The organism is Cyclobacterium sp. 10D3-21, from assembly GCF_055809755.1.
Genome location: NZ_CM147924.1, coordinates 5,462,179 through 5,475,212 on the forward strand (window position 1 = coordinate 5,462,179; position 13,034 = coordinate 5,475,212).

Annotated in this window: 10 protein-coding genes; 6 read left to right on the plus strand and 4 right to left on the minus strand. The window is 35.5% G+C overall.

What is annotated here, in order from left to right; translation table 11 throughout:
- The first annotated feature begins 198 nt into the window (after window positions 1–198).
- From serA to AC0L7T_RS21080, 6 genes are all read left to right on the plus strand, one after another.
- Window positions 199–2,091 carry a phosphoglycerate dehydrogenase gene (gene serA, locus AC0L7T_RS21055; RefSeq protein WP_473338182.1) on the plus strand — a complete coding sequence of 631 codons (1,893 nt, stop codon included), beginning with the start codon at window positions 199–201 and terminating at the stop codon, window positions 2,089–2,091.
- 767 nt (window positions 2,092–2,858) lie between these two features.
- Window positions 2,859–3,782, plus strand: a complete 924-nt coding sequence (locus AC0L7T_RS21060; protein ID WP_473338184.1) for a universal stress protein — start codon at window positions 2,859–2,861, stop codon at window positions 3,780–3,782.
- Between the two features lie 81 nt (window positions 3,783–3,863).
- The gene (locus tag AC0L7T_RS21065) at window positions 3,864–4,817 is read left to right on the plus strand and encodes a DUF4412 domain-containing protein (RefSeq protein WP_473338185.1); all 954 of its coding nucleotides are present in this window, start codon (window positions 3,864–3,866) and stop codon (window positions 4,815–4,817) included.
- Between the two features lie 25 nt (window positions 4,818–4,842).
- Complete coding sequence (locus tag AC0L7T_RS21070; protein ID WP_473338187.1) at window positions 4,843–5,346, plus strand: dihydrofolate reductase; 504 nt, start codon at window positions 4,843–4,845, stop codon at window positions 5,344–5,346.
- 102 nt (window positions 5,347–5,448) lie between these two features.
- On the plus strand, window positions 5,449–6,708 hold the full coding sequence (locus AC0L7T_RS21075; protein WP_473338188.1) for a competence/damage-inducible protein A: 1,260 nt from the start codon (window positions 5,449–5,451) through the stop codon (window positions 6,706–6,708).
- A gap of 81 nt (window positions 6,709–6,789) precedes the next feature.
- Complete coding sequence (locus AC0L7T_RS21080) at window positions 6,790–8,055, plus strand: dihydrolipoamide acetyltransferase family protein (protein ID WP_473338190.1); 1,266 nt, start codon at window positions 6,790–6,792, stop codon at window positions 8,053–8,055.
- Here the strand turns inward: AC0L7T_RS21080 and AC0L7T_RS21085 are convergent.
- From AC0L7T_RS21085 to AC0L7T_RS21100, 4 genes are read right to left on the minus strand one after another with little or no spacing between them, the layout of a single operon-like run.
- The gene (locus tag AC0L7T_RS21085) at window positions 8,048–10,951 is read right to left on the minus strand and encodes an ATP-binding protein (RefSeq protein WP_473338192.1); all 2,904 of its coding nucleotides are present in this window, start codon (window positions 10,949–10,951) and stop codon (window positions 8,048–8,050) included. The two genes, AC0L7T_RS21080 and AC0L7T_RS21085, sit on opposite strands and share 8 nt — an antisense overlap.
- Complete coding sequence (locus AC0L7T_RS21090) at window positions 10,941–11,951, minus strand: PDC sensor domain-containing protein (protein ID WP_473338194.1); 1,011 nt, start codon at window positions 11,949–11,951, stop codon at window positions 10,941–10,943. Before AC0L7T_RS21090 ends, AC0L7T_RS21085 begins: the two co-directional genes overlap by 11 nt.
- Window positions 11,952–11,977: 26 nt before the next feature.
- Window positions 11,978–12,217, minus strand: a complete 240-nt coding sequence (locus AC0L7T_RS21095) for a hypothetical protein (RefSeq protein ID WP_473338195.1) — start codon at window positions 12,215–12,217, stop codon at window positions 11,978–11,980.
- On the minus strand, window positions 12,214–12,630 hold the full coding sequence (locus tag AC0L7T_RS21100) for an OsmC family protein (protein WP_473338196.1): 417 nt from the start codon (window positions 12,628–12,630) through the stop codon (window positions 12,214–12,216). The genes AC0L7T_RS21095 and AC0L7T_RS21100 overlap by 4 nt, the downstream gene beginning before the upstream one ends.
- Between the last annotated feature and the right edge of the window lie 404 nt (window positions 12,631–13,034).

The window sequence follows — 13,034 nt, forward strand, 5'->3', positions numbered from 1 at the left end:
TCAAAGTTAATTTGTTTTATGTTCTAATTTCGCTTGTAGCTTAAAAGCTTTAAAATTTCCGCCATAAAATTTGGGTCACCAAATACCAGATTCTTTGTTGATCAATAATTTTTATTTTGTAGTTGAGTTATTTTATATCAATAACTTCAATTTCCCCAATAATATATTAATTTTGCAACTCATTAAAAATGCTTTAAAATGATTGCCACAAAAAAGTTTATTATTGATTTTGACAGCACTTTTACCAAGGTAGAAGCTTTGGATATTTTAGGTGAAATTAGCTTGAAAGATGATCCTTTAAAGGTTGAGAAACTAAAATCAATAAAAGACATTACTGACCAGGGAATGGAAGGTAAAATCACTTTTAGAGAGAGCCTTATCCAGCGAGTAGAAATTTTGAATGCCAATAAGGACCAAATCTCTGAATTGATTTCTGCTTTAATGAAAAAAGTGTCCGACTCCTTCCAAAGAAACAAAGAGTTTTTGATTGAGAATAGGAATGACATTTATATAATTTCTAATGGTTTCAAGGATTTTGTAGCACCCATTGTAACAAGTTTCGGGATCAAACCAGAGAATGTATTTGCAAATGAGTTTGAATACGATGAATCTGGGAAAATCACTGGTTTTAATAAAGACAATCCGCTTTCAAAGAACAATGGCAAACCTGATACAATTAAGAAGTTAAACTTAACAGGAGACATTTATGTCATTGGAGATGGTTATACTGACTATGAGATAAAAGCATCAGGAGTAGCCAATAAATTTTATGCCTTTACAGAAAACATTCACCGCCCTTCTGTTTCTTCCAAAGCTGATCACATTGCACCGAGTCTGGATGAAATTTTATATGTGAATAATATGAACAAAAAATTCTCCTATCCAAAAAGCCGTATCAACGTTCTATTATTGGAAAATGTACACCCAATAGGCGTTGAACTAATGAAAGCTGAGGGCTACAATGTAGAGGTAATTAGTTCTGCTCTTTCTGAAGAGGAACTGGCCGAAAAAATAAAAAAAGTCTCAGTGCTTGGCATCCGATCTAAAACTCAGGTCACCAAAAAGGTTTTAGAAAATGCCAACAGATTGATTTCCATAGGGGCCTTTTGCATAGGTACCAATCAAATTGATCTGGAAACCTGCCAAGAGAAAGGGATTGCTGTTTTTAATGCCCCGTTCAGTAATACCAGATCAGTTGTGGAACTTGCAATAGCTGAAATAATCTTTTTGATGCGAGGTATGGTAGATAAAACTACCAGTATGCATGCTGGTAAATGGGATAAAAGTGCCAATGGTAGTTTTGAAATCAGAGGCAAGAAATTGGGGATTATAGGTTATGGTAATATTGGTTCTCAATTGTCAGTTTTAGCTGAGAATATGGGCTTGAATGTCTATTACTATGATGTGATAGAGCGACTTGCTTTAGGCAATGCCACAAAAGTAGATTCCTTAGATGAATTACTTAAAACCTGCGATGTAATTTCTCTACATGTTGATGGCAGAAAGGACAATGAATTATTAATTGATAAAGAAAAAATTGCCCTGATGAAGAAAGGGGCCTATCTGATCAATCTAAGTCGAGGACATGTGGTAGATGTGGCTGCACTTCGTGATGCTTTGACATCAGGCCACTTGTCAGGTGCAGGTATCGATGTGTTTCCTAAGGAACCAAAAAACAACAGTGAGCCTTTTGAATCAGAACTGAAAGGTTTACCTAACACCATCCTTACCCCACATATTGGTGGAAGTACCTTAGAGGCACAACAGAACATCGCCCAATTTGTCCCAGGTAAGATCATTGAATACATCAATACTGGTAACACTTACAATAGTGTCAATTTCCCTAATATACAATTGCCCTTCCTGCATGATGCACACAGGTTGATTCATATTCACCTTAATGAGCCAGGGATAATGGCACGTATCAATAAGATATTGGCGGATTATGATATCAATATTGTGGGACAATACCTTAAAACAAATGAAAAAATCGGTTATGTCATTACTGATATTGACAAAGCTTATAGCAGCAAAGTAATCGAAGAACTGAAAGCCATACACGGCACGATCAGATTTAGAGTATTGTACTAAAAAACAAAAAAAGGGGACTGACAAGCAGTCCCCTTAAAATATGGTCCGAATCATGGAGTGTTACAAACCTCCGGTAAAACAAGATTTGAGCTGCACCTTTCTCGCAACCTTCCACTGTTATCCTGCATCAATAAAGATACGAGGTCTTCCAAATGAAAGATGAGGCCTGGTTTTGAAAATGTGCTTCACTCGGTATATTAATTAAATTGTGAAGTTTGAACATGTCGCTGACCCGAACCACACTACAAATATACAATCTATATGAGGAAACCTCAAACCTCATCATAGGGTATTTGAATTTCGAAGCTTAATATCACTCATGCACCTAAAGGAACATCTTCTCCCTATTACATTATAGAAACACTTAACAATCAGGTATTTATATACTATCATCCTCTTCTTATGTCTGAACCATGCTTCAATCTTCAAATGGCCTGATTTCCTTGAGATTACAATATTTTTGGAGAGGGACTAGAAATATTAAAACATTAAATTCCGACTTAAAAAAAATAAATAAAAATTAGTATGAGCCTTCTTCTCAAAAAGAGAAAACAAAAAATTGTAATAAGAAATTATTTTACTAATTTAAAAATTGTAGGCAATTAAAGTCAGGCGTAAAAAATAGATAAACCCGAAATAGGCAATAGATGACCAATTCCATAATGGAATCATTTCTTGATAAGTGTTCGCACAAGCTTTCAGAAATCCTATTGCAATGTCCAGATTAAACAGCTTTTATCGGATAGAATCTTTAATTATTTTAAATAATGTATCAAATCAAAAAAATAATTGTTTGCCTTGATCAATCAGAGATGGACAAAACGCTGGTGAAATTTGCCACTTTTATAGCAAAAAGCAACCAATCAAAAAAAATTTACTTTACGAATATCATTAGAAACTTAAGTATCCCTAAAGATGTTTTGTCCGAATTCCCCAACCTTATTGACAATATGGTAGAGGAACGTAAAAGTCAGATGAAGCAGGTAGTAAAGGAAAACTTAGACCCTGACTTAAATATAAATACAGCCTATATAGTAAGAGAAGGGCAGCTTTCAAAAAAAATACTCAAACTTGCCAGTGAAAAATCAGCCGATTTAATACTTGTAGGAAAAAAAACCACTATTACTGGATCAGGGGTAATCACCCAACGATTGGCAAGAAGAGCTTCATGCTCGCTTTTAATTGTTCCAGAAAACAGTCTTCCGAAGATTAAAAAGATACTTGTCCCAAGTGATTTTTCTGACTATTCTAAAGATGCGCTTGAAGAAGCCATTGAAATCACAGAGAAGAATGATGGGAAATCTGAAATAATCTGTCAAAATGTTTATTCGGTGCCTTCTGGTTATCATTTTACCGGAAAGTCATACGATGAGTTCAGTGAAATTATGCTGATGCATGCTCAGGTTAATTACAAAAAATTCATCCGAAAAATAGATACAAAAGGCCATAATATAACCCCGCTTTACACTAGAGATGAGGATGATGACCCAGTAGTTGACATCATCAATAAGGCCCAGGAAATAGATGCAAACATCATCATTATTGGTGCCAAAGGCAGGACTGCTACCACAGCTCTATTCATTGGTAGCCTGGCCGAACGTCTAATTCAAACCAATAACAAAGTTCCTTTATTGGTAACCCGTCCTAAGGGCAAAAATGCAGGGATAATTGAATACATACTTGATATTTAGGTTTTTACATACAAAAAAATAAAGTTTAGGACTTTTTGCTAATATTTCATAACTTTATATTGTCTCTAAAACAGGTGTGTTATGAAAGTGAAATCATTGTTTTTATTAATAATTTCCTTGTCCTTTTTTAGTTTTGATGCGCAATCCCAGTTATTGAGAAAGCTAAAAAAAGCTGCATCCGACGGAGTATCCAGAGCTGTAGAAAAGACAGTCGCCAATGAAATGGAGAAAGCTACTCAAAGGCAGCTTGAAAAAACTTTCAGAAACCTCTATGGGGATGATGATGGTGGCAGCAATGGAGAAATTGGATCTGATCAAGAAGGTGGATCTTATGATTTTTCCAAAATCATGGGCTCAATTAACATGGACGTTGACACTGAAAGCGAGTACCGTTTTTCTGGTATCGCAGTGATGGAAATCAATAGTACTAATGAAAAGGGAAAAGAAGAGGATCCTGTGATTTTTAATTCATTTTTGTCTGAAAGTCCTGATTATTTCGGAATGGAGTTCATTGATCCGGATGATAAAAATGAAAAGGAAAAATCCATTATTATCATGGATCATAAAAACAAAGCCACCATCATGTTGATGGAAAATGAAAAGGAGAAATCCAGTATGGCTTTCGGGATGGACTATGGTGGAATGATGGATACCTATGCTGACAGTACAGTTAACGAATCATTCAAAAATGTGACCTTGGAAAAAACGGGCAATACCAAAGACATTCAAGGGTACAGTTGCGAAGAGTTTCGCATGGATGCGGAAGATTCGGAAGGAACGTATTGGATAAGCAAAGATCCTATTGAAGGTTTAGATGGATTTTGGAGTAAAAACAGTCCATTTGTAACCAAGAAAATGAAAGAACAAAACAGTACTTTTTTTGGTAGTTTCCCTGAAGGAAATATCATGGAAATGACTTTTAAAAACAAAGAAGATCAAAGTTCCTCAGAAATGAAGATAATAAAAATAGACAATACACAATCCACAACCTTTGATTTGACTGACTATCCTAATCCGCTGAAAGCAACTAAATAATAATCTTTAAACATCTGTATCAAAATTGATCACCTCTATTATTGTAGCCAAGGCTACTAACAATGCTATAGGCTTAAAAGGCGATTTGCCCTGGCGCCTTCCTGCAGACCTTAAACACTTCAAAAACACTACTGCGGGTCATCATGTGATCATGGGTAGAAAAACTTTTGAATCTTTGAAAAAACCTCTTCCAGGAAGGATCCATATTGTAATTACTGGTAATTTAAATTATAAGGTCCCAGATGGTCATAAAGTGGTCCACAGTTTGGAGGATGGGCTAGCCATCGGACGACTAAAAAATTTAGATAAAATCTTTATTTTGGGTGGAGCAGAAATTTATAAATTAGCTTTACCATTTAGTCAAGAAATGATCATTACAGAAATAGAAGCCAAACCAGAAGCAGATACATTTTTTCCTGATTTTGACAAAAAAGATTGGGTAATTACCGAAACTGACTATCATAAAAAAGACGAAAACAATCGGTTCAACTACGCTTTTGTGACCTATAGGAGAAAAGACCTACTCTAGTGAGCAATTTTTACCATTTGAATTATAATTTTTACCTCATATTCAAGATTGCTACTATGAAACTTTTAATTTTGAATTCACTTAAGGTTAAAACCGTGTTACATGCATAAACCTGTTACAGCAGAAATCATATCCATAGGCGATGAATTACTTTATGGCCAAATCCTTGACACCAATAGTAAATGGTTGAGTGAAGAAATGGACAAAATTGGGGTTAGAGTTATAAGAAAAACCACTATTGGAGACGATCCGGAGGCAATGATCCATGCTTTTAAAGCAGCATCAAAAAAAGTAGACATCGTACTAATGACTGGTGGATTGGGTCCTACTAAAGATGACCTTACAAAAAACGTTCTTGTAGAATTTTTCAATTCCTCAATGAAGCTTTTTCCTGATGCACTTGAGGATGTACGCAAGTTTTTTGAAAGCCGTGGAAGGGAGCTATCCCCTACCAACCGCAGTCAAGCTTATTTACCTTCCAATTGCACCTATATTCAAAATGCAGTGGGTACAGCACCAGGGATGTGGTTTGAAGAATATGGATCCACATGGATGTCAATGCCTGGGGTACCTCATGAGATGAGGTATCTTATGGAAAATGAAGTGATTCCTAGAATTAAAGAGAAATATAAATTACCTATTATCTACCATAAGTTAGTAAAGACAATAGGCATTGGCGAAAGTTGGTTGTCCGATATAATTTCTGAATGGGAAGAACAGCTGCCTTCACATATACGTTTGGCCTATTTGCCTTCATTGGGAGAAGTCAAGTTGAGATTAACTGGTTTTGGAGAGGCACTCCCTCCTATTGTCAAGGAAGTTGATGATCAAATTGACAAATTGGAACCATTAATTGAAAAATACATTTATGGTTATAATACAGATACCATTGCTTCTGCATTAGGTCATGCATTGATCCAAAGGAATGAAAACATTGCTATCGCGGAAAGTTGTACAGGAGGATATTTATCCCATGTGGTTACAAGTATTCCGGGATCAAGTAATTATTTCAATGGATCAATAATACCTTATCACAACGCTTTCAAAGAGAATTTGCTTGGGGTAAGCCATGAAACACTTGCCTCAATGGGAGCAGTTAGTGAGGAAACCGTTATTGAGATGAGCAAACAGGTGAGGCTTAAATTCAATGCTACCTATGGCTTGGCAACAAGTGGTGTAGCTGGACCCGGAGGGGGAAGCGATGAAAAGCCAGTAGGTTTGGTTTGGATCGCTTGTCATGATGGCAAAAAATGTTGGACACGTAAGTTACAGCTCACAAAAGAACGACTTATCAATATTCAATTAACAAGCACGGCTTCTTTAAACCTATTGAGGGAGACAATATTACATAATAGAAAATAAAATTTAGGGATTTTCCTTTTGTAAACCAGTTACTAAATTTTAGTTTTATAGCTAGGGAGATTAATAAAATAAGCAAAAGCTATGGCAACAGTGGAAATGGTGATGCCCAAAATGGGAGAGAGCATTATGGAAGGCACTATTCTTTCATGGCTAAAGAAAGAAGGGGACATGATAGACCAAGATGAGTCTGTACTTGAAGTGGCTACGGATAAAGTAGACACTGAAGTACCTGCCACCCACTCTGGTGTTTTAAAAACGATACTTGCCAAAGAAGGTGACATAATAGAAGTTGGTAAGCCAATTGCCATAATTGAGGTAAAACTCGAAAATACGGAGGAAGGTAAAACAACTGATAAACCGAGCAGGCCTTCCACCGAAATTGGGAAAGAGCTCTTTCAGGATGTCCCAGAGTACACCTCATTAATCTTAGGAAAGGAGTCCAATAGTGAACCGATAGGCCTGGAGGACAGAAGGTTTTATTCCCCATTGGTACAGAGTATAGCCACTCAAGAGAATGTGAATTCTTCAGAATTAGCAGAAATAGCTGGAAGTGCAAAAGGCGGAAGGGTTACAAAAAAAGACATTTTAGAATACCTTTCAAAAAGGAAGGTATCACAAGTTTCCACTTCTTCTGGTCAGAACGATGAAATTCTGGAGATGGACAGGATGAGGAAAATGATTGCCCAACGAATGTTGGATTCGAAAAACATTTCCGCACACGTAACCTCTTTTATGGAGGCCGATCTAACAAATATCGTATATTATAGAAATCGGATCAAAGCTGCTTTTCAAGCAAAGGAAGGCGAGAAAATAACCTTCACCCCATTCTTTATTCAAGCCATTGCAAAAGCCTTGAAAGACTTTCCCATGATGAATATTTCTGTAGAAGGAGATAAAATCATCAAGAAGAAAAACATCAATATTGGTGTTGCTGTGGCCTTGGCTAATGGGAATTTAATTGTGCCTGTAATTAAAAATGCAGATCAATTATCACTTACTAGTTTGTCTAAGAAAGTCAATGAGCTTGCATTGAGAGCAAGAGAAAACCGATTAAATGCAGACGAATTAAAAGGAGGAACCTATACACTCTCCAACATTGGTTCATTTGGAAACATCATGGGAACTCCCATCATTGTACAACCACAAGTGGCCATTATGGCTGTAGGGTCAATTACAAAAAAACCTGCGGTTATAGAAACCCCTACTGGAGATTTGATAGGTATCCGTCACAAGATGATTTTGTCACATTCTTATGACCACAGAGTCGTAGATGGGGCACTTGGAGGAATGTTTGTGAAAAAAGTTGCTGACTACCTAGAATCTTTTGATACAGAAACAATTATTTAACCGACCGTTCTTTTAGAAGGATACAATTTTTTATCTTTTCTACGATTTGTTGAATCTTCACAGGTTTGGTTAGGTAATCATTCATTCCAATATTCATCGCCAGTTTGATGTCTTCTTTGAAAACACTTGCTGATAAACCTATGATCATCATTTTCCTGCCATTTGGCATGGTTCTTATGATTTTCGTTGCATCCATACCATTCATCCTTGGCATTTGGTTGTCCATAAATACGAGGTCAAATTTCTTTTTCTCCACGGAATTTATAGCTTCAATACCATTTAAAGCTATATCAGGAGTATATCCCATTTGCGACAAAAGCATAACCATAAATTTAAGATTAATGTCATTGTCCTCCACTAGCAAAATTTCAAGTGGATGCTTATCGGCCAAATTCTCAATGGCCAAATTTTCAGATGCATGAGAGGAACTTTTCGAAATGATCAATTCATCTTCGCTAACTTGAGAAATAAGGGCAAAAGTGAAGGTAGATCCTTGGTCAATTTCACTTTCAATATGAAGTACACCACCCATTAACTCTATTAACTTATTGGCAATGGCAAGCCCTAAACCCGTTCCTTTATAGTCGCCATTGGAAGCTTCACTTGCCTGCGTAAAAGGTTTAATCAATTGTGGAATCTTATCTTTAGAAATGCCAACTCCATTGTCTTTAACCGTACATGTAAGGATTAAATTCTCAGTAAAAATAAATTCGCCACTAATGGTGACATCAATCTGACCACCTTTTTCAGAAAATTTGACGGCATTCCCAATGATATTGAAAAAAATCTGTGCCAGTTTATCTTTATCCAAAATGATGGTCCCAGGAACGCTCTTTTTTATTTCTAAATTAATTGCCAAAGATTTCTGGAGTGCCATGCCCGAAAAAACATTTACAATCTTTTCCATTTCGGCAGCGAAATTCATTGCTACTGGATCCAACTCCATTTTACCAGCATCGATTTTCGAGTAATCAAGAATGTCATTTACTATATTTAATAGCGATTCTCCAGAATCCCCTATTATGGATAGTAATTCATGTTGTTTTGTTGACAATGGTGTTTTGAACAACAAGCCTGTAATCCCTAATAACCCATTTAAAGGGGTCCTGATCTCATGGCTCATATTTGCTAGAAAACTTGATTTTTCTCTATTCGCCAATTCAGCTGCTTCCTTTGCTTCACTAAGACCCCGCTCCCAAAGCCTTTGTCCAGTAATGTCCCGGCCCACAGAGATCACCCGATCCTCATCCAATTTAAAAAACCTCACCTCAAAATACCTTCTACCAATATCTAGTAGCAAATCGAGTTCCACGGTTTGCATTTTACCTGTTAAGATAACTTTATTAAAGGCTCGCATTGCCCTATCCCCTGCCTGGCCAGTTAGTACCTCATCCAATTTCTTTCCAATGGATTGCTCGGGGGGAACAATCAACAACTCCTCATGTTGGACATAGTAGTCAAGATAAACTCCTTCGTTACTATAAATAAATATTATGTCTGGCAAACTATTTAAAACTGATCGAAGTCTGTTTTCACTTTTTATAAGTTCCTGATCCGCTTTGTATTTATCGTTAATGTCTGTAAATATTCCAACTGATCCTTCGAAAGTTAAATCTTCGTTGTAAATTAATTTTTCAAAAATCCTCACCCTAATGGACATCCCATTTTTCTTTTCTGAGGTAAATTCATAAGAATAAACTTCTTTCTTTACTTCAATGCAAGCCCTTCTTGTTTCCAAAAAGTCCTGAGTTCCACCAACCATAAAGTCTTCAAGGGGACGATTCACTAATTCATTGGGATGGTACCCCAATACCTCATTTACATTTTCACTAACCTTATAAATTGTATCGTCCTTGTTTTGGTAATATATAAATCCTTTGGACTGTTGAAGTAATATGGTTTGTTGTTTTAAAAGTTGATTTAGACGTCTGGATTTCCACTCCAGAAACCTATTGTTTTCACTGGTAATTTTGAAATATTTATAAATGAAAATGATGACCAAAGTTAACAAGGCCAATAAGGCTAAAAACAAGTGAAAATAGTTTTCAAAGATAGCTGAATCAATGGTGGTCTTTTCTTGAGCAAAAGCAAAGGCAAAATTATCCTTCAGGTGTATCAATGTAAAAGGATACTGAACTAGGAGGTATTCTTTCGGCTTGGCGTCAAAAGCTCCTGAGATTAAACCAGAATAATCACCTCTAATCCCCCCTTTAATTTCCTGAATAATTTTTGTCTTGAATGATTTGTCTTGAAAAAATATATGACCTTCCCCGTTGATCTTGAAAAACCCATTGTTCATGTAGACCAATTTATCGGTATTTGATCCCAGATAATAGTTATCTAACAGCCGGTTGAAATATTTATTTAGGTTTAATTTTACATTAAGCAAAACATCTCCTTTATCTGATACTACTATGAAATCCTGAGTACCAGATTTATTTTCGATCAAACTCGTCTCTACGGTGCTCTTAATCAGCTGATCAGATTCATTTACGCTAAACACTTGTGTGAAATCACCTTTTTTAATAACCAAGGTATCGATCAAATCCATGTAATTGGTAAACAATCTCCTGGCTCTTAGCTCATCTAATTCCTTGGAGGGACCAGTTATTTCTCGCTGATTATTGACCTCTTGGCTGTTAGCGAAAAAAATCAAATCTTCATTGAGGCTATTTAAATATCCTTGTGCTTCATTTGCTGCGAATTCAAGTTGCTTATTTAAAAAAAAATTCCGATTGTCTATCTGATTATTTGATATAGAATTATAAAAAAAGAGCGCTAAAATAAGGGTAATAATTATCGCCCCACATCCAAGGCCTATCAACCACCAAAGCCTTTTTGGCCTTGCTGGTACTTGTATTATATCATCACCCTGATTATAGTTTCTATTCGTCATGAATATCTAATAAATACCAGCCCATAATATCCATTTTTCTACTGTATGCTTCAAATAATTTACCCTGCAGTTCAAAACTTTGATAGTTCGCTTTCTCTAACAAAAATTTAGAAGCCATCCTGCGGACTTCTTTACTTTTACTCTTGTACAAGTTAAAGTCTTCCTTTCGGAAACTATCTGAATTAATTGTTTGAATATAAGTATGGTTCTTTAGTGGGGGCATATTTAGAGCTTTTATTGCCTCTTCTCCACCCGCTACAATACTACCCTGACTGTCTATTATGATTAATTTCTTGTCTGATTCATTTAAGAATCTGCGCATCAGATCTAATATGGTTATATCAAAACCCAAAACGCCCTTTAATTCATCTTTATAATAAACTGGTTGTATCAATGAAAGCATCCACCCTTTTCCCATAGGATCTATGTATACTTCCTCCACCCAAACGGATTTCCTCGTTGGATTCCTAAGTGCATCCCCAAGGTAGTAGAAGTTAAATGAAGTAAGGTCAGTAGAAGGATCCATAGTATTAAGATCATTGGAAGGATATAGCCTACTAAATTTATTTGCCGAATTAAAATATACCTGGCTTACCAAATGGCTATTATCAATAATTTCCTTAAATACACTGTCCATCTCTGCTGTCCAATAAACTTCTTTAATGGATAAATCTATATTTTCTGAAGCGAGTGAAATAAAAACAGTACTTCCTTCGCCATTCGGATTGGGGTTATAAAACAACCCATTTTGAAGTCTTACATATTTTTTTATATCAACATCATGTACCGTTGATGTCTTATTATACCCCTTTTCATACAGAAAAGTTGAAAAAGAAGCTAATTTCATAATCTCATCTTCTAAGGGCAATAAATCAGCTTCAACAATTCGAATAATAGAATCTAATAATAACAAATTTTTATCAATTGGTGTATTTACATCCGATTGACAAGAGGAAGATAACAAAAATATCAGAATAACTGCAAAAAATAAATATTTCATCTTCAAATAATTAAATTGAGACAAATTTAGAAATTTTTTGTAGCATTTTGAAGTGATTGATGCATTTCATCGAACCTTTTTTTCACTTCTTTGTAGAAATCTCCTTCCATTAAGGAATCTAAATCCTTTTCTTCAAGGACATCCATCGCTGGAACCTTGAAAGTTTGTTCCAAATTACCTGACTCGAATTTTAGAATAAATTTATTGTTCCACTCAAACAAGCTAATTCTTATTCCCTCTTTACTACTTTCTCTAACTACCCTCATAAAAGCTTCTTTAATTCAGTAGAATAGGTAATTTCTGATTTTAAACTTGAGGCAACTGAACAATATTTTTCAACCGCCAGCTTGATCACCTTCTCAAACTCCAATTCAGTTGCATCTGGGGAGGTTAAAATAAAATGCAAGTGGATTGTTTTATAATAGGCTGGTGTCCCTTCATTTCTTATACCTTCAGCTTTTATTTCAAAATTATCAACAAGCTTCCTTTTCTTTTTCATCATTAAAACGGCATCGACAGCAGAACATCCAGCTAATCCAGAAAGAAGCAACTCCATAGGTGATTGAAATTTCTTTTCTGACCCATTGTACATATCCATTTGAACTTTATTCCCCTCAGGATTGACTGTCTCATACTCCCTGTCAGAAATCATCTGAAGTGTTATTTCTTTCTTATCCATTGTAATTACTTTTGGTTTTAGGTGATTAATAATTCATTCAATAATTAAACCCGAAATTCGCAATAAACATTCTATCATTCGGAGAAATCACTTAACGTCAGCTTATCATTTTTTGTTTTAATACCAGTATAGCGGAGCTATGACCCGATATTTAATAGTCTATTTTCCTTGATTATTGCACTTTTTGAAAAAAGACCGAAACAAACTTCTACGGTCTTTATTGCTAAAACTGGGTTAAGGGAACAATATTAAGTAACGTTAAACTCATATTAAAGGATTATAACTCCAAGATTAAAAAAATAGATCCTTTAGCAAGTAAATGAAATCAGAATTAATAAAAATTAACGTACCGGACAGAAAATAACTTTACATACTATTATCGAACTCCCTTCCTTTTAATTCTT